The 21,447-nt window shown below is 60.0% G+C and carries 19 protein-coding genes, 1 tRNA gene and 1 pseudogene; 9 read left to right on the top strand and 12 right to left on the bottom strand.

The window, feature by feature from the left end:
- The first annotated feature begins 9 nt into the window (after positions 1-9).
- Positions 10-210 carry a hypothetical protein gene (locus SNL23_RS30925; RefSeq protein WP_318304680.1) on the top strand — a complete coding sequence of 67 codons (201 nt, stop codon included), beginning with the start codon at positions 10-12 and terminating at the stop codon, positions 208-210.
- Positions 211-266: 56 nt separating this feature from the next.
- Here the strand turns inward: SNL23_RS30925 and SNL23_RS30930 are convergent, their stop codons facing one another.
- Positions 267-434 (bottom strand): hypothetical protein, encoded by a 168-nt coding sequence (locus tag SNL23_RS30930; protein WP_318304682.1) that lies wholly within the window; start codon positions 432-434, stop codon positions 267-269.
- 84 nt (positions 435-518) lie between these two features.
- A complete protein-coding gene (locus tag SNL23_RS31440; protein ID WP_336417750.1) occupies positions 519-956 on the bottom strand; it encodes a hypothetical protein in 438 nt (145 codons plus the stop codon).
- Between the two features lie 44 nt (positions 957-1,000).
- On the opposite strand from SNL23_RS31440, the pseudogene SNL23_RS30935 reads away from it, so the two are divergent.
- Positions 1,001-3,026, top strand: a pseudogene (locus SNL23_RS30935) (DNA cytosine methyltransferase).
- Between the two features lie 386 nt (positions 3,027-3,412).
- On the top strand, positions 3,413-3,784 hold the full coding sequence (locus SNL23_RS30940) for a hypothetical protein (protein WP_318304683.1): 372 nt from the start codon (positions 3,413-3,415) through the stop codon (positions 3,782-3,784).
- Positions 3,785-4,140: 356 nt separating this feature from the next.
- Here the strand turns inward: SNL23_RS30940 and SNL23_RS30945 are convergent.
- A tRNA-Cys gene (locus SNL23_RS30945) sits at positions 4,141-4,214 on the bottom strand.
- Positions 4,215-4,428: 214 nt separating this feature from the next.
- On the bottom strand, positions 4,429-6,726 hold the full coding sequence (gene pvdQ / locus SNL23_RS30950) for a bifunctional acylase PvdQ (protein WP_318304684.1): 2,298 nt from the start codon (positions 6,724-6,726) through the stop codon (positions 4,429-4,431).
- A 242-nt stretch (positions 6,727-6,968) separates the two neighbouring features.
- Here pvdQ and SNL23_RS30955 point away from each other — a divergent pair, with 242 nt between their 5' ends.
- On the top strand, positions 6,969-7,346 hold the full coding sequence (locus SNL23_RS30955; protein WP_076013904.1) for a fe2+ zn2+ uptake regulation protein: 378 nt from the start codon (positions 6,969-6,971) through the stop codon (positions 7,344-7,346).
- Between the two features lies 1 nt (position 7,347).
- On the opposite strand, the gene SNL23_RS30960 is transcribed toward SNL23_RS30955, so the two are convergent.
- Positions 7,348-7,542: a hypothetical protein gene (locus SNL23_RS30960; protein ID WP_003207574.1), complete on the bottom strand. Its 195-nt coding sequence runs from the start codon at positions 7,540-7,542 to the stop codon at positions 7,348-7,350.
- 174 nt (positions 7,543-7,716) lie between these two features.
- On the opposite strand from SNL23_RS30960, the gene SNL23_RS30965 reads away from it, so the two are divergent.
- On the top strand, positions 7,717-7,854 hold the full coding sequence (locus SNL23_RS30965) for a hypothetical protein (protein ID WP_010171564.1): 138 nt from the start codon (positions 7,717-7,719) through the stop codon (positions 7,852-7,854).
- 147 nt (positions 7,855-8,001) lie between these two features.
- Positions 8,002-11,319 carry a membrane-targeted effector domain-containing toxin gene (locus SNL23_RS30970; RefSeq protein ID WP_318304686.1) on the top strand — a complete coding sequence of 1,106 codons (3,318 nt, stop codon included), beginning with the start codon at positions 8,002-8,004 and terminating at the stop codon, positions 11,317-11,319.
- Between the two features lie 47 nt (positions 11,320-11,366).
- Here the strand turns inward: SNL23_RS30970 and SNL23_RS30975 are convergent, their stop codons facing one another.
- From SNL23_RS30975 to SNL23_RS30995, 5 genes are read right to left on the bottom strand one after another with little or no spacing between them, the layout of a single operon-like run.
- Entirely contained in the window at positions 11,367-12,119 is a 753-nt protein-coding gene (locus SNL23_RS30975) for an ABC transporter permease (protein WP_318304736.1), read from the bottom strand.
- A gap of 14 nt (positions 12,120-12,133) precedes the next feature.
- Positions 12,134-13,333, bottom strand: coding sequence for an ABC transporter substrate-binding protein (locus SNL23_RS30980; protein WP_063030691.1), 1,200 nt, complete (start codon positions 13,331-13,333; stop codon positions 12,134-12,136).
- Positions 13,320-14,123 (bottom strand): ABC transporter ATP-binding protein, encoded by an 804-nt coding sequence (locus SNL23_RS30985; RefSeq protein ID WP_076013903.1) that lies wholly within the window; start codon positions 14,121-14,123, stop codon positions 13,320-13,322. The genes SNL23_RS30980 and SNL23_RS30985 overlap by 14 nt, the downstream gene beginning before the upstream one ends.
- Positions 14,120-15,181: an acyl-CoA dehydrogenase family protein gene (locus SNL23_RS30990; RefSeq protein ID WP_318304688.1), complete on the bottom strand. Its 1,062-nt coding sequence runs from the start codon at positions 15,179-15,181 to the stop codon at positions 14,120-14,122. Before SNL23_RS30990 ends, SNL23_RS30985 begins: the two co-directional genes overlap by 4 nt.
- Positions 15,182-15,233: 52 nt before the next feature.
- Entirely contained in the window at positions 15,234-15,794 is a 561-nt protein-coding gene (locus SNL23_RS30995) for a carboxymuconolactone decarboxylase family protein (RefSeq protein ID WP_017477603.1), read from the bottom strand.
- A 102-nt stretch (positions 15,795-15,896) separates the two neighbouring features.
- On the opposite strand from SNL23_RS30995, the gene SNL23_RS31000 reads away from it, so the two are divergent.
- Entirely contained in the window at positions 15,897-16,802 is a 906-nt protein-coding gene (locus SNL23_RS31000) for an AraC family transcriptional regulator (protein ID WP_076013901.1), read from the top strand.
- Here SNL23_RS31000 and SNL23_RS31005 read toward each other — a convergent pair.
- Positions 16,793-17,710: a LysR family transcriptional regulator gene (locus SNL23_RS31005; RefSeq protein ID WP_167664978.1), complete on the bottom strand. Its 918-nt coding sequence runs from the start codon at positions 17,708-17,710 to the stop codon at positions 16,793-16,795. The two genes, SNL23_RS31000 and SNL23_RS31005, sit on opposite strands and share 10 nt — an antisense overlap.
- A 119-nt stretch (positions 17,711-17,829) precedes the next feature.
- Here SNL23_RS31005 and SNL23_RS31010 point away from each other — a divergent pair, with 119 nt between their 5' ends.
- On the top strand, positions 17,830-18,825 hold the full coding sequence (locus SNL23_RS31010) for an aldo/keto reductase (protein ID WP_318304689.1): 996 nt from the start codon (positions 17,830-17,832) through the stop codon (positions 18,823-18,825).
- Between the two features lie 6 nt (positions 18,826-18,831).
- Here SNL23_RS31010 and SNL23_RS31015 read toward each other — a convergent pair whose 3' ends face one another.
- The gene (locus tag SNL23_RS31015; protein ID WP_167664980.1) at positions 18,832-19,230 is read right to left on the bottom strand and encodes a hypothetical protein; all 399 of its coding nucleotides are present in this window, start codon (positions 19,228-19,230) and stop codon (positions 18,832-18,834) included.
- A 199-nt stretch (positions 19,231-19,429) separates the two neighbouring features.
- Here SNL23_RS31015 and SNL23_RS31020 point away from each other — a divergent pair, with 199 nt between their 5' ends.
- A complete protein-coding gene (locus SNL23_RS31020) occupies positions 19,430-21,424 on the top strand; it encodes a methyl-accepting chemotaxis protein (protein ID WP_076013897.1) in 1,995 nt (664 codons plus the stop codon).
- Positions 21,425-21,447: the final 23 nt, after the last annotated feature.

The following is a 21,447-nucleotide window of genomic DNA, read 5'->3' on the forward strand; positions in this document are numbered from 1 at the left end:
AGCATCGACATGGCCGCGGCCAGGGAGGCGATCGGTCTGAACCCAGCTGCACTGTGGATGTGCGGCGGTGTGTTCTTCCAACTGGGCGGCGCGGTTTATTTGAACTTAGGCATTCGGCTTGATGATGGAGTCGAGCAGATTGAAGGCGGCACCGAGATACTCGGCAGCGAATTTGAAGCGGCGCGCCAGCAGGTGCTGGGCCAGCGCTAGGCGGCATGACCCGCACGTGCCCGATGCACAAAACGCTTTTGAGAAAGCAGATTTAATCAGTCTGGATTGATGGTGTGCAGACTTTTGATGTCGTTGGTTTGCTCTATCGCAACCCGCTGACCGTCTTTGATCAAGATCGTCTGATACTTATCTGGGTTCTGAATCTGCTCGATGTCTTCGTAGGTGTACTTGGTGCCATCGTGCCTTTCAATAACTACCTTCATTTTTTTGCTCCTTGATCCGGCTCCATGCCGGTTACCCGTAATACCCCAACACTGGCAAGATTGACACCTAACTACGTGTTTATTTCACACTGTTATCGATATCTTTTCGATGATCGCAGGTTGTGGGAGCGAATCAAACCCTGCCAAATTTACCAACACCTCGAACTCGTGACTGTTCACCTGTGCCTCCTGAGAAGAGTAGGCAATCCCCAACTCACTTAGCGCCTTGGCACTGATTACGTAGATGTACCCATCCGTACCCCCTGAATTGGTTGCCAATTTTTCCGCTGTTGGCCGATCCGTGGTGAAGGAAACATAGGTGGTTGTGTACTGGTCACTGCATATATTGTGACCGTGCATCGCATTGCGGCTTGAAGCATCAGTTGTATTGAGCTCATTCCCCGCCATCACTGTTGAATCACCGGCAAAAAAAATGAGTTGCTCAGCATCTCCCTTGGCTCGGATCTTCCCGCCGCTCTCTTCATCGGTGCGGCAATCCACTCCTCTGTAAAGCATTTCCATTTTCAGCCTCTCCGATAAACCGCTATTTGCGGTAAGGATTATCCATGTCCGCACAACAGGAGAAACCCCTTCGATTTCAAAACCCAATACGGACTCGGCTTCAACCCACAGGACGATGAGATCGTTGTCGACTGTGGCGGTGGTGCCGGCCTGGAGATTGGTCTGGGCCGCGCGGTGAACCTGGCGAAGAACCACAGTCCGCAAGCGATCAGCATGCACACCATGAACCACCCAGTCGCCCAGCACTTCACCACCGACGTGTTCGAGGGTGATCCGGACACTGAATGCGGCGGTAAGGCCGTCGGCTGGTCCACATGTCACCGGACTGCACGCACCACAGCCAGGAGGCCGGCGGCCAGCCGCGCAAGCGCGAGATCCGCAATCTGTCGTGGATCGGCCTCAAGTGGGCAGGCATCAAGCGGCCCCGGGTAATCAGCCAGGAGAACGTAAAGCAGATCCTTCAGTTGGGGCCGGCTGATCGCCAAGCGCGACAAGGCCACCCGCCGGGTAGTGAAACTCGGCGGCGACATTGCCGCACCTGTTGAGGTTGTACCAGTGGGCCAACAATTCCTGATCCCCGACCCAAAGCAGCGTGGCCGGACCTGGCGCCGTTTCGTGGCCCTGCTGGAAGGCATGGGCTACGTCGTGGAGTGGAAAGTCATCAAGGCCTGCGACTTCGGCGCGCCGACCGGCCGGGAACGCCTGCTCATGATTGCCCGGTGCGACGGTCAGTCAATCGTGTGGCCGGAACCAACCCACGCCAAGAACCCCACTAAGGGCCAGCAGAAGTGAAAGACCGCCGCCGACTGCATCGACTTCACTGACCTGGGCAAAAGCATATTCGGCCGCAAGAAAGACCTGACCCCGGCCACCCTGCGCCGCGCTGCCAAGGGCATGAAGAAGTTCGTCATCGACAGCGCGGCGCCGTTCATTGTGCCGATTGCCAACTGGTCCGGCGAGGCAGTGCAGTCAGCCGATGAGCCGCTGCGCACCGTCACCTCCTACTCGAAGGGCGGCGCCATCTCGGTGGTCAGCCCGATCATTGCCCCGGCAACACACCAGGGCAGCGACCGCATCAATGATCCGCTTGAGCCGCTGCCCACTGTGATGTGCTAATCGCGGAGAGCTGACAATGATCAGACCGTTGATGGTCGGGGCCGGCGGTCCGATCTATGCCGGACACCCGGTAGCAGTGGATAAACCGGTAGGCATGCTCATGACGCGCAGCCACCGCGCGATCGCATCAGCACACCTGGTGAAGTTTCGATTCAACGACGCGGGCAAGGCGCTGGATGAGCCACTGCCGACCATCACCAGCGGCGGCAACTATCAGCGCCCGGCCGGTGCCGCTCACGCCATGGGCATATCCACGGTGTTCATGGCGCAAATGAATGGCGGCTTCAACACCACCGACGCTAAGAGCATCGAAGACCCGATGACCACGGTGACCAACACCGGCAGCCAGCAACAGCTGGTGGCGGCGAACATGGTGCACTTGCGCGGCAACTGCGATGCCCGGGACGTAAATGATCCGCTGCACACCATCAGCGCCGGCGGCCTGCACCACGGATTGGCCAGCGCATTCATGGAGCGGGCATTCGGCGGCAGTCTTGGACAGGGCCAGGAGGGGCCAGCGCCGACCATTACCGCCGGTGGTGACGGTAAGAGCTCCCTGGTGCCGTTCACGTTGTCGCCAGAGCATGAGGCTGGCGCCCTGCGCGTTGCCGCCTTCCTGATCAGCTACCACGGCACGGAGAACATCAGTGCTTGCGACTCGCCCGCGCCGACGATCACCACCAAGGACCGCCTTGCAATGGTCACCGTGATGGTCAAGGGAACCCCTACGTAATCGTCGACATCTACCTACGGATGCTGAAGCCGTCCGAGCTGTACAAGGCCCAGGGCTTCCCGGCCGATTACATCATCAGCCACGGTGCCGACGGCAAGCCGTTCACCAAAACCCAGCAGGTGCACATGTGCGGCAACAGCGTCAGCCCGCCGCCCACGGCTGCCCTGGCTCGAGCCAACGACCCCTGGCGCTCCGAAGAACGCCAAGCACGCGCTGCCTAACCCCTTATCAGGTTGTGTTGTTTTGCTGCGAACGTTGAAAGGTTTGGTACGTCACCTGTTGCCCGATTGGTTGCAATCCAAATCCTTGTCGCCTTCACATCAAGGCTCTGTCGGTTTGCATCCAGCTCAGCCAGAAGTGTTCCAGATATCCGATATCTGCCACATTCGCCGCAGTTCCAATCCTGATAGTCGCCAAGTGGAGCAATGTCTTTTGCCGGCTCATTACAAATTCGACATGCCATTTTCTGCACTCCTTGTGAATGACCATTCAACTGTAGCTGATCTCTCAACACTCTCCACCGCCCGGGCATGGCCCGGCAAGGACTCCTCATGCATACAGAGAACAAACTCACCCTGAAGCAGCAGCGTACCGAGCAGGTCAACCAGTGATCGGTATCATCGGGGCCCACGGCCGGCGCTTCTTCAACCAGGTCGCGGATCGCTACGCCAGCATGGAAGTGGATCAGCGCGGCAAGGTCTGGTTCATCGACGGCTACAGCGCGCGGCGGATCTTCACGCACAAAACAACCTGGGGTGGCCGGTGGCGAGGCTTCAGCCATGGCAGCACGCTTCGGTCACTCGTTGAAGGGTTCCGGGATTACATCCGTATCGGGGAGCCAATGCACCCTGGTTACCTCGGGCCTGAGCGGTTCGGCGACAGCAACATCTGGGGTTACGACGTGGAAGGCATGAAGGCTTTCCGCGAACAGGCCTGCGCCCTTCCAGTGTTCCGCCAACCCATCGCGGAGGCAGGATGAAACGCATCTATCCGAGCGGATGCTATGCCAGAGGTGGGATGACGCGAGGTCGAAAGCGGTAGCGGAAGCCGTAGCCAATGGTGACCAGGCCTTCGTCCACAAAATCGCCGGATTTCAGTTCAGAGACATCCGACCGAAGGCTGCCTCTGAAATCCTCGACCTGGACGATGCCAGCCGGCTCCTTGGACACTCAACGCAGGAGATTACGAAGAAGATTTACGTCCGCGTCGGTGCTATTGCCAACCCAACAAAATAGAGAGGTTTTGGTACGGCTACCCAAAAGTTTTGGTACGCCCCCCTTTTCCCGCAGCCAATAAAAAAACCCCGTAGACGCTAATCTACGGGGTTTCTAAGAGTGGAGGCCGAGGTCGGAATCGAACCGGCGTAGGCGGATTTGCAATCCGCTGCATAACCATTTTGCTACTCGGCCTCAAACGATCAATGCCTTACAACCGACATTCACCGCATACAAACTTGAGTGGGCTATGTGAAGCTTGCCTCTACTCTACCTCATTGAAAACATTGAAGTTTTTAATGCTTCAGTGCGTTCGATGGGCGCAATTATGTACTCATTTGCCAGGGCTTGCAACCCCTTGATTTCAAAAAATATTCTCTCAAGGGGCATCGTTTCCCGGTGGGCTACCCTACCGCCCGGCTTCTTCCTTGTCACGGATAACCTGCAATTGGTACTGCGGGTCTGCCTTGATCTGCTGTTCGGTAAACGGCAGCGGGCTGAGTTTTTTCTCGGAAAACGCTTGGGTCTGGTCCTTGTAGTATTTCGACGCCGGGTCGCTGGACAGGGAGAACGCCAGCACGCCTTCGGCATTGGGGCCCTTCTCGTCGAAGGTCACGATCTGCAAGTAGCTGCTGCCACTGACGACTTCGCGCTTCCCGTCAGCCCTTGGCACGCTTTGCATGGCGTTGTACACGCCGAGCTCTTGCGGTCCGCCATGGATCGGGGTTTGGCCCGAGACCTGGATGTCACCCCAGCGGCTGTCGGCGGTCAGCCCGCGTTTGGCTACGTCGGCGGCTGAGGCGAGCATCGCTTCATGCAGTGCCTTGGCCACGCCTGCGCGTTCAATCGCCAATCCACGCGGCGTGGTCAATGGTTGTGCCGGGTTGAAACCCACCTTCCATGCGTCGGGCGCTTGCGCCAGTTGCTCCGCCAGGTTGATGAAGTGCACCAGGCCCAGGCCGCTGTCGAGGTTGGCGCGTTGGTCCCAGTTTTTGAGGCTGTCGCACACGGATTTCACGGCGGCGTCGGCACCCGCGCAGTATTTGAGCAGGTCCGGCATGACTTGGCTGGCGAGATACACCTGGTTGTCCATGACCATGTTCTGCAAGTCGGCGGCCTTGATCGGCTGCTTGTCGAGTTCCTGCAAGCGCTGCAAGGCGAAACGGGCACGTGGGCCCAGGCCGATTTTCTCCTGGCTGATCACCGGCGAGAATCCGGTCAGCGGCGCCTTGGGGTTGGCCATCCACGCCGAGTCATTGGAGTGCTGCACGTAGTCGGTGCGCTGCAGTTGCGGCAGTTGATCGGCCGGGAAGATCCCGGCCTGGGCGGCACGCGGGTCCACGTCCCAGGCGCAGGCGCTGCGGGAGCCGTCGAGCATGATGAATTGCAGGCCAACCCGGGGGTCGCTGCACTGCGCGAGTTTTTTCGCGCTGACGTTCGGTACCACCGACAGGTTCATGTACAGGCTCTGTCCCTGATCGTCCGCCGCCAGAGTGTTGACCCACGGGATACCTTGCAGGGTGTGCACCGAGTCTTGCAGCTCCTTGAGGTTGGCGGCGCGGTTCATCGCGTACCACTGTTGCAGAACGCGGTCGTTGCCCAGGTTGGCGTCCCGCAGGCTGAAGGCATATTTGTTGTCCCAGTCCAGCTTGCCGGGCCATTGCACCACCGGGCCGAACTGCGAGCTGTAGACCGTGCGGGACTGTTCCTTGGTGCTGCCGTCGGCGGCTTTGACCTGCACGTTGATGCTGGTTTTTTCCATGGGCAGGGATTTGCCGTCCAGCAGGTAGCGGGTCGGGTCTTTCGGGTCCAGGGTCAGGCGGTACAGGGTGAAGTGCTTGGACGTATCAACGGTGTGCGTCCAGGCCACGTGCTGGTTGAAGCCGATGTTGATCACCGGCAGGCCCGGCAAGGCGGCGCCCATTACATCCAGCTGGCCGGGAATGGTCAGGTGCATCTCGTAGAAACGCATGCCGCCAATCCACGGAAAATGCGGGTTGGCCAGCAACATGCCGCGGCCGTTGAACGAACGGTCGCGGCCGACGGCGACGGCGTTGCTGCCGCGATCCAGGGCAAAACGTTGCTGATTGGCGGCTGCGACCTCAAATGCCTTGGCATCCACCTGAGCCACGGCATTGGGCGGCGTGGCGCCCACCACCGCTTCGGCAAACTGCCCGACGCCACCTTCCACCAGCAGCCGGCGAGTCACCTTGACCAGGTCTTCTGCCGTGATCGGCCGTACCCAGGCCGCCTGGCACTGCGCCGGCAAGCCTTGGGCGGTCCGCTCCTTGAGGTAACGGTTGTAGCCGGCAACATACCCTTCAATGCGCTGCTGCATCGCCGGGGGTTGCGCCTTCCAGAATGCCGCAACGGCCTCGGGTGTGTTCAGCCACGTGAAGAACACGTCGTTGGTCAGGTTATTGCGCCCTTCCTGGGTTGCCTGTTCGGGGCCAAAGTACTTGGCGCGCTCGCCGTTGACGGTCACCACCTCATTGGCCAACAGGCACAGATTGTCCTGGGCATAGGCGTAACCAATGCCATAACCCAGCCCACGCTCATCGTTGGCCCGGATATGCGGGACACCAAAGCTGGTACGCCGAATCTCCGCGGTGGTCTGTTGCTCCTGCACCCGCGCCGTGGCCGAAACACTCAGCCCCAGCAACGCCCCAGCCACGCACACCCTGAACAACCCGTTGGAAATAATCACGCAGACTCCACAGCCAAATTAAACACCGTGACGAGGGACAGCTTCGCCAACACCTCAGTTAAGACGTAAAAACCGGGAATAATTTAGCAGCCGCAGATGTTTATTCGGACATGTCGGTGTGTCTCCAGGATGTTACCGACAAAATTTCTACATCCCGCGCTTCATGATTTCGGCTGCTCGTACGTCTTATTAACTAAGAGCGCCATCATTTTCCTGATCAGGCTCTGATAAGGAGTTTTTGCATGTACAACCCGCAACCGCCCACGGAAGGACACTCATCCATGCATGACGGAGGTTTCAGCACCGGCAACCAGGCGTTCGGCAAGGCGCCGGAGCATGGCAACCAGCGCATTCGTCATTTGCTCAAGTGTTTCGGCCTGCGCACCAGCCTGATTCGGCTGAAGGTCATCGACGCGCTGCTGACTGCGGCCGATAACCAGCGCACCCTCGGCGTGCGCGGCGTGCACAGCCACTTGCTGGAGCTGGGCATCCCGCTGTCGTTTCTCAGCGTACGCGAGGTGCTCAAGCGCCTGTGCGCCGAGGGCGTGATCACCCTCAACACCGACAAAAGCTACAGCCTGCACGAGCAGGCTGCCAAAGTCCTGGAAAGCCGGGCCTGACTCAAAGGTTGGGTTTGACCTTGCGGCGCATCACGCCGTTGATCACCACCACCGTCACCGCTACGGCAATGGCGATGTACTGGAACGTTTTTTCGCTGATGACGCCATTGTTCTGCAAGTAGGACAGGCCAAACATCGTCCCCAGCACCAGCAGGGAAATCAGAATCGAGTATTTCAAACGTTGCTTTTGGGTCATGACGGGGTCCTGAAGCTAAAAAAATTGTATCCACTTTGTATCGACTGCCACACCAAGCACATACCCATTGGCGGGGATGGAATGGGGTCGGCGGGGTCTCATGTTACAGGCGATGAAAAACTTTGGCTTGCCCAACGCCTGATTGAACCTGTGAGTACCCTAGAGGATTTTGAAATGCTTCGTCGAATCACACTGCTGATTCCCTTGTTGATCATGTTGAGCATGAGCGGCTGCATTATTTTCCCCCACGGCGGTGGCGGTTGGCATGACCATCGCTACTACGACGGCGGACCAGGGTATTACCATCGCTGATCGTCATTCGTACATTTTCTGACAACTTGAACACTGTCCAGGCGGAGCCGCCACCCCTGTTTCCGACACTCAGGAAGAGCGTCCAGGAAGCAGGGAGGTTTTCCTGAAAGGCGCATTCCTGAATGAGCGTGCCTGAAGGTGTTCACGATGACCTCAATAGTCAGTAACTCCGTTCTTTCCTCCACTATCTATCCGCCACCTCCCCCTCCTCCGATACCACTCCCCGTTATCCCGTCATACCCCGATGAAATATTACAAAGCGCAACGGACCATGAGGATCCTGCGGCTGAGCCACCGAATCCTGATGCCCCGAGAGCACTGAAAACCACCCTGGGCGACCGAAAAAACTGGCAGACGCCGGCACGCTCACAACCTCATCCATGGGGAAACCTGGGCGGTGGCTTGTCTTGGCCCCTGCCCCTGAGCACGAGTCAGCAGAACGCGTTGCTGGCAGCCGCCATAGAACATGCCGATAACGCTCCGGGTTCTGCGCAAGTCAGCCGGCAGGGAGGGCTGCTGGAGTTTCTGAACAGTAACCTGCCGCTCCCCAACGACGCCTCGATCGACCCGGTCAAATCACTGGAAGCCCTTATCGGCTCCCACCGTGGCCAGGCATTGGGAGAGGCCTTGCAGATCAAGCTGGAGGGCATTTCGACCGATAGCAGTGTGAGTGATTACGTACTCGCAGCCATCAACCTGGACCTGGATCAGGAGTCCATAGCCCAACCTCATCGCAATCAAGTAGCCGGTTTTGACCTGACACAAAAACAGCATTGGGGCAAACCCGTCTCGTCGATTGTCGCCGGCCTGCGCCAGCACCTGAGCGACACCGGCAAAGCGTCATCCCCTTACGCCACGCTTGGCGCCCACCTGCTGCTGATGCGGACAGCGCCACAATTTTTGATCAAGGATATTCCCGACAGCGTGGTGTACGGCAGCCAGGCTTGGGCCAACCTGTGCATCGCGGCGGCGGCCATCGAAGCCGAGTCTCCCGGCAGGGTGGCGAACATGAGCTTTGCCGAAGTAATGATTACCGCCGACGCCAGCCGCGCCGCTCCCGAGTCGGCCAAGACAGCCGCTCTGTTGGATTGGGCCATTGTCAACGGTGTGCTTGAGGCGAAAGACGATGCGCTTCACGAAAAAGCGGACATCGATACCGCGATGGATGCCTTCAATCATCAGTTGGAAAAACTCAAACACGCCTCCAGCCTGCTTGACGCCCCGCTGCCCACCCGCCAGCAGCTAGCGCTGGACTTGCTCAAGGAAAAATTCGGAAAAGGCGTGCCCTTTGAAGAGAAGGTGCTTCTCAAGCCCAACAAAACCGCCAACAAGATGATCCCCACTCGTGGTCCTTATTCCATGCTGGACCTGACCATGCAGGGCGAAAAAATAAACGCATCCGAGTGGGCGCTCAAGCCTGGATCGCAAGGCGTCGACCTTGATGCGTTTGCGGCGTTTACCCAAGGGCCGCACTTTAAAGTCCCCGACACCTTTGACAACGCCATCAGCCAGACCATAAGCGACTACAAAACCGTCAAAAAATATTCCATCTTGAATGCCCTGGCCAACCTTCCACCGGATGACAAAAACAACTTGCGGCTGGGGAAGCTGAACTTCTACAAAGAAAAATCCTACAGAGTCAGCTGGGTTCCACTCGCTGGAGAAACGCTCTTCCATACCAGCAAAAAAATACTCGTCACCACAAAAAACCAGGAAAACCTGTCCACCTACGAGTTCGATACTGAAAAAGGCACCATCAGAAAAGTCGGCAACTCCATCATCACGCGCGGGGACCAAAAGATTGCCGACGAAGTCACCCGAATAGAAGAGTTCTCCACCTTCGGTTCCAAGCGCGATTATATAAAGCAGGAGAACCCACTCGAGGGGTTTAATCCCAACCTGTTCAAGAATTTGCGGGCAGAATACCTCGCGGATTCGATCGTCGAGGGGCTCGACCTCGATGCGATAAGACAGCAGGCCGCCGGAAGTACCCCGGATGAGCATAGAGAGGCCGTCGCTGGCACCATCGGCAATTTTTTCCTCGACCTTATTCCCCTCAGGTCAGCCATCGTCAACTTAAGTAACGGCCACTATAAAGACGGGTTCTCTGACTTGGCATTTGATGCGTTGGGCTTGCTCACAGCAGGCGTGGGCGCCGTTGCGAAGGCCGGAAAGACGCTGGGTACGGCCGGCGGCGCAGTGAGCAAAGCGCTTAAGGTCAGCAAGATTTTCGGGGCTGCCGCCCTCTCGGAACTCAATCCGCTGAGCGGCCTTGGCGATTTGGCGATAGGCGCTGGAAAACTCAGCCTCCAGGGAGCAAACGCTGCCAGCCAGAGCATGAGAACACTAAAGGGCACGACCAATAACACAGCCCTTATTGTCCCCGGTGACCGGTTTGAAGCCGCCGCTACCGGCACCTTCAAGGTGGGCACGCAGACTGTCGAAGGGAGCGCTGTGCAGGTTAACGGCAAATGGTACGCCCTCGATGCACAGAAACAGCAACCGTATGGCAGCCCCCTGCAACCGTTCGAATCCAGTGACACGCTAATGCCTCCATCTCCGAACCCTTACGCGCCGCTGAGCCGGGGCGCTCACCGATTCAACCCGATAAACGTAATCCCCCCCCCGCGTAAAGTCAGGAAACCATTACCGGAAGGCACTTATGCGGAAGCCATGAAAGGAAAACTGGAAGCCGACCACTTCAAAACAGATACCCGCCAGGCAACCATGGACAAGTTTCAGCAGGAAATGAAGGATTACTATAAGGCTATCGATATCGACGGCATACCGCCTCGCCCTGTTATACCCGAAGTGCCGATACCACTCGCGGTAGGCGACCTGATCAAGGAGGCACTTAAAACATCAAGCGGGCTGGTATTTGGAGAATCTCACAAGCAGATGGCCAGCTTTAAAGTTCTGTTCGACAACGTCAGTACGTTAAAGGACCAAGGTGTCAAAAAAGTCTACTTGGAAGGGTATATCGACATGCTCCATGGCCCCATTGATGATGGAATCGGAATGCTCGGAAGCAGCGGGACTCGTCGCACACATCCGTCACTTGAGCAACTCAAGAACAAACTTGAGGCCAATGGAATAGAACTCCTGCCCCTCGATCATTACTATCTGACGCGACACAAATACGATAAATCCCGTGATCGCACCCAGACCGGGATCAACTCCGAGAAGCGACTCAAGGAGTTCAACTACTACGCTGCTGAAACTATCCAGGCGAACTCAGGCACCGAAAAGTGGGTCGCATTGGTGGGGCACGCGCACATGAACACCTCCGAAGGTGTTCCCGGCTTGGCGGAGCTCACGGAAAGCATCGGTATCGGGGTGTTTGACAACAAGAACATGCCTTACCACAGCATCGGGCTTAAAGCACATACCCATGTGCCAGACCCGAACAAACCGTTACAGCCCGGCGACCTTCCCGGCGACCTGCACATCTATGTGAAACCCTGAGCCAATCGCAAAGGCCCGGAAAGCCTCCGAGCCTTTGCATGAGGTTGTTACCCTCCATGCACCCAACGCTGATGCAGCCACCGCGCAAACGCATCCAGGGCAAACCCCAACAGGCCGATCAGCAGCACCATCGCCATCAGCTCGGAATAGGCCAGCCGATCGCGGGTGTCGAGGATGTAATAACCCAGCCCCGCGCTGACCCCGAGCATCTCGCACGGCACCAGCACAATCCACAGGATCCCGATGGCCAGGCGCACGCCGGTCAGCACGTGCCCCATCACCCCGGGAATAATCACCCGGCGCAAGGTTTCCCAGCGTGTGGCGCTCAAGCTCTTGCTCAGTTGCAACCAGCGCGGATCAAGCTGGCGCACACCCGCCGCGGTATTCAGCAAAATCGGCCAGACTGCTGCGAACGCCAGCAGGAAGTAGATCGGCTGGTCGCCCACGCCCATCAACATCACCACGATGGGCATCCAAGACAGCGGCGAGATCATCCGCAAAAACTGGAAAGCCGGCGTGGTCGCCGCCTCCAGCTTGCGCGAACTGCCCACCAGCAAGCCCAACGGCACGCCAATCAGCAATGCCAGGAACAGCCCGACGAAGATCCGCTTGAGGCTCACGGCAATGTTCAGGTACAGCTCACTGCGCCCGAGCAATTCCCACAGGCTGGCGAGGGTCGCCGACAGCGAAAACCGCGCAGACAAACCGTCCGCACTGCCAAACACTTTCACTCCCAGCCACCAGAGCAACAACAACCCTACCAGCCCGCTCAAGCCAAGCAACCAGCCGGGCAACCCCAAGGTTTTGCCGTTGTTCAAACGCCAATCTCCTCGTGCCGCTCGAAGCCTTCCGGCAAGCCGAAGGTCTTCATGCCGCCCACCGCTGCGATGGCGTTGCGCACGAAGCGGTCGTCCACCAGGTCTTTGGCGACAAACGCCGGATCCAGGTCGGCGAGGAATTTCTTGTCGCCCTCGATCAGCGTGTCTTTCAGGCGGCGCACCAGTTCCTCGGTATAGCTGGGGAATGGATACGGTTGGAAGTCGATGCGGTGCTCGTCCCAGTTGGCGTGCTGGATCGCGCCGTCAGCCAGGTATGCCGCGCGGTCGCTGGCAGCCGGCGCCAGGACTTTGCGCAGTACCGGCTCGGCATGCGGCGTGTAGCGATTTTCGCCGTCCTTGGACAGCAGCTTCACCGCCTCTTCACGGTTGTCGCGGGTCCAGACCTGAGCCTTGACGATTGCATTGACGACCTTCTGCGACCATTCCGGGCGGTTGGTCAGGTCGTGCTCATGCATGAACACCACGCAGCACGCATGGTTGCGCCACACGTCGCCGGTAAAGCGCTGCACGCGGCCCACGTTGAGGTTTTCGGCGAGGGCGTTGAACGGCTCGGCGACGATGTAGCCGTCGATGCGTTTGCTGGCCAGGGCCGGCGGCATGTCCGAAGGCGGCAACACGATCAGGTTGACCTCGTTGGCCGCAATCGCACTGCCGGCGGCACGGGCCACCGGGGTCAGGCCGTTGTCACGGAACAGCTGCTGCACCACCACGTTGTGGATCGAGTACCAGAACGGAATCGCCACCGACTTGCCGCCCAATTGCTTCACATCGGTAATGCCTGGGGACACGGTCAAACCTGAGCCGCCCACGTGGTTCCAGGCCACGACCTTGGCCGGGACCTTGCTGCCATAACGCGCCCAAACCGTCATCGGCGACAACAGGTGAATCACGTTGACCTGGCCGGAAATAAACGCCTCGATCACCTGGGCCCAACTGCGCAGCAGCACCGGGCGCTCGGCCTTGATGCCTTCGGCTTCGAACAGGCCGTTGTTGTGGGCCACCAGCAGCGGCGTGGCGTCGGTGATCGGCAGGTAGCCGATGCGTACCGGTGCGTCCGGCTCACTGGCCGCGCGGGCCTGCAAGCTGCTCAGCAGCGGCAAGGCACCGGCGGCACTGAGCACGGCCGAGAGTTTGAGAAAATCACGGCGCGAGTGAGTGAGGTCATCCAGACACATGGCAGGGCTCCAGCAGTTCAGTGGGTTGGGGGTCGTTGCGGCTCGCCTGCCGTAGGGTTTTGAGAATCTCGATGCGCAGGGTGCCGATGGCTTCCACCTGTTCTTCCCGCGGTTGCGGCAGGTCGATCCGCCATTCGCCGAGGGTCCGCGCCGGGCGGTTACCCAGTAGCAGAATCCGGTCGGACAACAGCAGCGCTTCGTCGATGTCGTGAGTGATCAGCACTGCCGCCGAACCTTGCTCGCGATTGACCTTGAGCAGCAGGTGCTGCATGTCGGCACGGGTCACTTCATCCAGGGCGCCGAAGGGTTCGTCCAGCAGCAATACCTGCGGCTGGCGCGCCAGGCAGCGGGCCAGCGCAGTACGCTGGGCCATGCCGCCGGACAGCGCTGCCGGAAACTGCTGACGGGCGTGTTCCAGGCCCACCGCGTTGATCGCGTGGTCAATCCGGCTGCGTCGCTCTTGCGGGCTGAGGTGCGGTTGGCGGGCAAAATCCAGGCCGAAGGCGACGTTCTTTTCCAGGCTCAACCACGGCAACAGGCTGGGGTCCTGGAACGCCACCGCCACCCGCGGATGCGGGCCATTCAATGGCTCGCCCAGCAGGCTGATACTGCCGCCCTGAGGCGCCTGCAAACCGGCGAGCACCCGCAGCAGGCTGGACTTGCCAACACCGCTGGGGCCGAGGATCGACACCACTTCGCCGGGCTGCAATTGCAGGTCGAAACCTTCCAGCACCGAATTGCCCGCATACCCCAGGCAAATCCCCTGGGCGTGCAATACCGCCTGGCTCATAGATTCGCCTGACGGTTCAACTCGGTGCGCAACTGCACCAGGCTCGGGGTCACGATCGGTACAAATGCCGACTCGCGCCAGCGCCGGGCAAAGCCGCTGCCGTGGGCGGTCAGGTAGGCCTTGCCGCCGCTGGCTTGCAGCTCCAGTTGCACAGCGCTGGCAGCAATTTCCGCAAGGGCAATGCGCAGGCGGAATAACGGTACCGGCTCGGTACCAAAGCGACCGCTCAGCAAACCTTTCTTGAGGTCATTGACCGCCTGCTCCAGCGAGGTACGCAGCACTTCCAACTCTTCACGCAATACGGTGCGGCTGGAGCCCAGGTGATTCGCCACCTCCGCCAGCGAGCGCCGCGCCAGGCCGATGGACATGCCACATTGCAAACCGAGAAACGCCGGACGCACGGCCGGCAGGAACTTGCGTGAATCGTCATGCAGCAACCAATCGCGGCTCAGTTCCACCGCTTCAAAGCCCAGGGCTGCGGTATTGCTCGATTGCAGGCCCAACAGTTCCAGGTCGCGGGAACGTTGCAGCCCGGACACCGAATCGGGGATCGCCAGGATAAATGGCGCGCCGCCCTGGGCATGCTCGATGGCGGCGGCCACCACAAACCCGTTCTTGCGCAGGTTGGTCACCCAGTGCAGGCGGCCATTGAGGTTCCAGCCGTCATCGGTCGGCTCGGCGCTGATTTGCAGAGACTCGATACCCGACAAGAATTTCATCGCATTGGACAGCCCGGTCGCCCCGGCCAGCTTGCCGCTCAGCAGGTCCGGCAGCAGTTGCTCACGCAGGCGCTGATTCGGGCTTTGCAGCAGATACTCGATAAACGAACGTTGGCCCCAGCACACAAACGCCGACGCCAGGGAATGGCTGGCCACATCGGCAATCGCCTCTATGGCGCCCGTGACATCGCCGCCCAGGCCGCCGAGGTCCTTGGGCACACCGATACGTAATACATTGGCCTCTGCCAGCCGTGGCAGCACTTCCTGCGGATCGCAACTGCCCACATCCAGGGCCTGCGCTTGAACATCGAGCCAACGGCTCAAGATTGGGTCAAGCATTCATGTTTCTCCTTGTTACAGCATGTTTACCATCGCGAACGCTTGCGCGCCTTCAGCTTGCCGGTTTTTCCCAACGGTATTGCGCCAGTTCCGGGTTGAGCGGCGTGCGCGCAAACACGTTGGCGAAATTGCACAGGGTGGCCAGGCTGACGCCCAGAATAACCTCAAGCGCATGACCGTCGGTGTAGCCTGCCTCACGGAACGCGGCGTAGCCGGCGTCGCTGACATCACCGCGGGTGGCGATCACTTCACGGGTGAACGCGGCCAGTGTCTCATAACGCTCGTTGGGCAATTCACCGCGTTGGCGCAGGGCGTCGATCACGTCTTCCGGCAGCTTGGCTTTGTTGCGCGCTACGGCAGTGTGCCCGGCGACGCAGAAATCGCAACCGTGGTTCGTGGCGGCAATCAGTTGAACCACTTCGCGGTCGGCCAGGCTCAGGTCGGATTTGGCGTTCAGGCCGGAGACAGTGATGTAGGTTTCCAGTGCTGCCGGGGCATTGGCCAACACCGCCAACAGATTGGGGATGAACCCGGAACCCTTCAGGGCATTTTCCAGAAAGGGTTTGGCCGCTTCAGGGGCGGTTTCCAGGGTTAGCATCGGTACGCGGGACATGGAGTGGTCTCCTCATGGATTCGTGTACCCAGTCTGTTGGTTATAAAAAATCTGCTCAATAGTCTAAAGTAGCGATTACTTGCTCTAGAGTCTTTCCGTTAGATGAATTCGTCCAGCTCCCTCGTCGATTGGTTATTAGATAGCCTCGAACTCAACACCAGCCTGTTTCACGTCGGGCGTTACTGCGGCGACTGGCACGCCAGCACCCATGGCCTGGCGAGTGCCAGTTTTCATCTGGTGGTGCAAGGGCAGTGCTGGATGCACATCGAGGGCGACTCGACCCCTTATCCGCTGAACAACGGCGATGCGGTATTCCTGCTGCGGGACCTCGCGTACCGCTTGTCCAGCGATGGCACCGCCACCGGCGCCCAGGAATGCCCGCGCACGCCAATGGTCCCGCTGGACAGCCACGCCAGTGACGGCGTGGGTCTGGTGTGCGGGTTCTTTCATTTCCAGTCCGGGCTGTCTGCGATGATTGTCGACACCCTGCCCGCCTGGATCGTCCTGCGGGCCGGTGACCCTTCGCTGACTGCTGCGCGCAACCTGTTCGAATTGATCCTGCAGGAATGCGAGCGCACGCCGGCGCCCTCGCCCGCCTTGCTGGAGCGCCTGTGCCACCTGCTGTTTCTCTACGTGCTGCGCCAACAGGTGCTGGACAACACCGACCTCGGCGGGCTCGCGGCGCTGGCCCGGCAACCGGCGTTTGCCAATCTGCTGGAACAGTTGATTGCACGCCCCGCCGATCCCTGGACCCTGGAAAGCATGGCGGCCTGCACCGGCTTGTCGCGCTCGGCGTTCTTCAAGCGCTTTAATGAACTGTGCGGCCAGTCGCCGGGGCAAGTGCTGCTGATGATGCGCGTGCGCCACGCCTGCCAGCTGTTCAAGCAGGACCAGACAGTGGCGGACGTGTCCCTCGCCGTGGGTTATCAATCCGTCGCAGCCTTTACCCGCGCCTTTCATAAAGTCACCGGCATCCAGCCCGGCGCCTACCGCAAGGCTCAAGGCTGACGCTGCAACCCGTTGCCCGGCCGGGCGCAAAGCTCCACCAGCCAATCGACAAATACCCGCACCCGTTGCGACAGCTGGCGATGCGGCGGGTACAGCGCGGTCAGTGGCAGCTTCGGCGGCGGCTGATGCGCCAGCACCTCCACCAGCGTGCCCGCTTCCAACTGGCGAACGGCGTGGTAGTACGGCGTCTGCACCAGGCCGTAACCCGCTTCACAGGCGGCCAGGTAACCGTCGGCGCTGTTGACCGAGACTTGCTTGGGCAGATCGACCAGACGGATGTCGTTGCCGATCTGAAATTCCAGGCCATACCGTTTGCCGCTGGTGCTGGAGAAATACTCCACCACTTGATGGCCGGCCAGCGCCTCCAGCGTCGATGGCATGCCGAACTGCTGCAGGTAACCGGGACTGGCGCAGGTCACCTGATCCATCATCGCCAGCGGCCGGGCCACCAGCGACTCGTCCAGCGCCAGGCCGCCGCGCAACACGCAATCCACGCCTTCGCGGATCAGGTCCACCGGGCGGTCGTTGAGGCCGATTTCCAAGTCAATCTGCGGGTAACGCGTGGTGAACTCGGGCATTGCCGGAATCACCAGGAAGCGCCCGATCCCGGACGGCATATCGATACGCAACGTGCCGCGCGGGTTGCGGCGGCTGGTGGAGAACACCGCCTCGGTTTCCTCAAGGTCCGCCAGCAGGCTCACGCAACGCTGGTAATAGGCGGCACCGTCCAGGGTCGGGCTGACCTGGCGCGTGGTGCGCTGCAACAGTTGCACCCCAAGGTGCGCCTCCAGTTGTTTGATCAGGATCGTGACCGAGGCGCGCGGCAGTTGCAGGCTGTCAGCCGCCTTGGCAAACCCGCCCAGCTCGACAATCCGCACGAACACTCGCATCGCATTAAAACGGTCCACGGGCCGGTTTCCTTCAGGGATTATTTAGAATTTCATAATAGTGATAGTGGTTTTAGCTGGTTTATCCCGCTTTTGTCGAGGGCAACAATGGAGCCCTTCCCCACACAGGAGCTGAACCCATGCACACACGTCAACTCGGCAAAAACGGCCCCCGGGTTTCCGCCATCGGCCTCGGCTGCATGGGCATGACCGATTTCTACACCACCGGCACCGATACCGCCGAAGCCACCGCTACCTTGCACCGCGCCCTGGAGCTTGGAATCAACCTGCTGGACACCGCCGACATGTACGGTCCCCACACCAACGAAGAACTGATTGGCAAAGCCATCGCCGGCAAGCGCGACCAGGTCTTCCTCGCCAGCAAGTTCGGCATCGTGCGTGACCCGGCGAACCCGGCGTTGCGTGGAGTAAATGGCCGTCCCGAGTACATTCGCGACGCCATCGACGGCACCCTGAAACGCCTCGGCGTGGAAACCCTGGACCTCTACTACCAGCACCGCATCGACCCTGAAGTGGCGATTGAAGAAACCGTCGGCGCCATGGCCGAGTTGGTCAAGCAAGGCAAAGTGCGTTACCTGGGCTTGAGTGAAGCGTCGGCGGCCACCCTCGAGCGCGCCCATAAAGTGCATCCCATCAGCGCCCTGCAAAGCGAATATTCGCTATGGAGCCGTGACCAGGAAGACAACGGTTGCCTCGCCGCTTGCCAGCGCCTGGGGATCGCATTTGTGCCTTACAGCCCACTGGGCCGGGGCTTCCTCACCGGCGCATTGAAAAGCCCGGATGATTTTGCGGCGGATGACTATCGTCGGTTCAGCCCGCGCTTCCAGGGCGAGAACTTTGCGAAGAACCTGCTGCTGGTGGACCAGGTACAAGCCCTGGCCGCCGACAAGGGCGTGACGGCCGGGCAACTGGCGTTGGCCTGGGTGCTGGCGCAAGGGGATTACCTGATCCCGATCCCGGGGACCAAGCAACGCAAGTACCTGGAAGAAAACGTCGCGGCATTGGAGGTCAAGCTCAGCCCGGCCGAGCTGGCGGCGCTGGAGGCGATCTTCCCGGCCAATGCAACGGCAGGGCTGCGTTATCCGGAAGCGGTTATGCAGATGCTGGACAAATAGCCCCACTCAATTGCGCTGGCGAAAGTCCGACAGGATGAATGGAGTGTGAGTCCTGAGCCAGGTATCAACCTCATCCAGCGAGCGCAATGGCTCGCTGTGGGACTCAACGCTGTTTCGCGTGACGCTGACGGAATAGCCGTCGGCGTCCTGGCGCAGGGTGCCAGTGCTCTTGACCGGTTGGCCACCTTCCTCGGCGAACGAGGTGGCGGTCAATGGCGCCGCAGTTAACGCTTGGGTGGTTCGTGCCTTCAGGGCTTTGCGCTTGGCGGCCAGTTCCTTGGCAACCACGACGCTGCCAATTGCCAACGCCAGGTAAACAAACGCCATGAAGTTATAGGTGGTGCCTCTGACCGTGTGATGCTGGATGCCCAGCCACTTGACGACCTGGTAGATGATTTCGTCCATGTTTTACGGTTGAATCCATTAGAAACTCTGGCCCGTATCAAACACCGCAGGCCCCCAAAATAGAAGCCTTGTGCAGGCTTTTTTATTCATTGCACTTTCTTGCACCATAGTACCTAAAGCTCGCCCTTCCCAAGCCGATAGCCCTTCGAAGCTCTAACAAAGCCGCGTCGCACAATAAACGCTTCGTAAGGACGACCCCATGCCCTCATTGCGCTCTATCCAAGCCCGTTACACCCTGTTTTTGGTGCTGTTCGTCCTGTTGTTATTCGTATTGACGGTCGTGGGCATCGGACAGTTGGTGGCCCCCAAGCTGCGCCACACCGAAGAACAGGTGGCCCTCAATCGCATTGCCGAAGTGGCCGAGCAGATCCAGGGCGAGCTGAACAAGGTTCAGGCCCAGCAACGCAGCATCACCCAAACCATCCCGCTGCTGGACAGCGATGCCATCGACAAGGTGCTGCCCGGCCTGGTGGACCAGTACGGCGAATTGAAAGTGTTCGGCGGCGGCATCTGGCCCCTGCCCAACCAGCGCACGCCGGGACGCAACAAGCACAGCACCTTCTGGCACCGCGATGCCTCGGGCAAGCTGGCAGTGAATACGTTCTGGAACAGCGACGCAGCCCCCAACTACTACGATCAGAGCTGGTACAAAGGCGGCCTCGCTTCGCCCCGCGGCCAGTGCGCCTGGGCGGCGGCCTACAAGGATGACGCCAGCCAGGAGCCACGCACCAACTGCGCCATGGCCATCCAGCGTGACGGCGCCGCGTATGGCGTCGCCACCATCGACGTGACCCTGGGTTTCTTCAACGACCTGGTGGCCAGCAAGGAAAAAGACCTCGGCGGGCAAATGCTGATTGTCGAAGCCGACGGCAAGATCATCAGCAACAGCACACGCATCAGCGGCCCGGTGGTGTTGAAAAACATCAGCGAATTGGCCGGCACCTCGGCCTTTGCCGCCCAGGTCAGCGCCGGCCTGGCCCATCGTGATCAAACCCTGCAACGCAGTGAGTTCGACAACCAGGGCGTGGCCAGCACCTTCTTCATGCGCCCGATCGAGGGCACCCCGTGGTTCCTCGCTACTGCGCTGCCGACTTCGCTGATCACCGCCCAGCGGGATGATGTGTTGGGTACGCTGGCGATGCTGCAAATCCCGATGATTCTGCTACTGGTGCTGTTGCAGGTGTATGCCATCCGCCAGCTGGTACATCGGATGACCGCGCTGAAAACCAATATCGACGCGCTGTCCAACGGCGACGCCGACCTGACTCGGCGCATCACCATTCGTGCCGAGGACGAACTGGGCGCGATTGGCCATTCGGTGAACCGCTTTATCGTCTACCTGCAAAACATGATCGGCGAGGTGACCCTGGCCACCGGCGCCATGTCGTCGAGCCTGGCGCAATTGCAGCAGACCTCGGCCCAGACCAACCAGATCCTGGTGCGCCATGCCTCGGAAACCGACCAGACCGTCACCGCCATCACCGAGATGAGCTCCACCGCCGATACCGTGGCCGAGAACGCCGCCGAAACCGCCGCGTTCACTCAGCGTGCCAACGAGCATGCCGACCGTTCACGGGTAGTGGTCGGGGAAGCTTCCCGCAGCGTCAGCGCGCTGATCGGCGAAGTTTCCAGCGCCACCCACACCGTGGAAAACATGCGCCAGGACGCCGCGCGCATCACTGAAACCCTCGGCGTGATCGGCGCCATCGCCGGCCAGACCAACCTGCTGGCACTCAATGCGGCCATCGAAGCCGCCCGGGCCGGCGAACAAGGCCGGGGTTTTGCGGTGGTGGCCGACGAAGTCCGCGCCCTCGCCGCCCGTACCCAGGCCAGTACCTCGCAGATCAATGAGATGCTGGCACGCCTGACCACCGGCGTGAGTTCATCGGTGACGGCCATGGAAGCCACCCAGGCCAGTTGCCAGTCTGCCGCTGACGCCACGGCGCGGGTCAACACGGGGCTGGACGAGATGGCCGGCTCCGTCAGCCATATCAACAACCTCAGCACCCAGATCGCCACCGCCGCCGAACAGCAAAGCGCGGTGACCGAGGAAATCAACCGCAGCATGGTGCACATCCGCCACATGGTCGAAGAACTGGTGCAAAGCGGCCACGCCACGGAGCACAACACCCAGAGCCTGCTGGATGCGAATGGCCGGGTTATTGCATTGATGGGACGCTTCAAGGTGCGTTAAAAAAATAGCCTGAAAGCTCCCGT

This window comes from Pseudomonas sp. SED1, from assembly GCF_034044025.1.
Lineage (GTDB): Bacteria > Pseudomonadota > Gammaproteobacteria > Pseudomonadales > Pseudomonadaceae > Aquipseudomonas.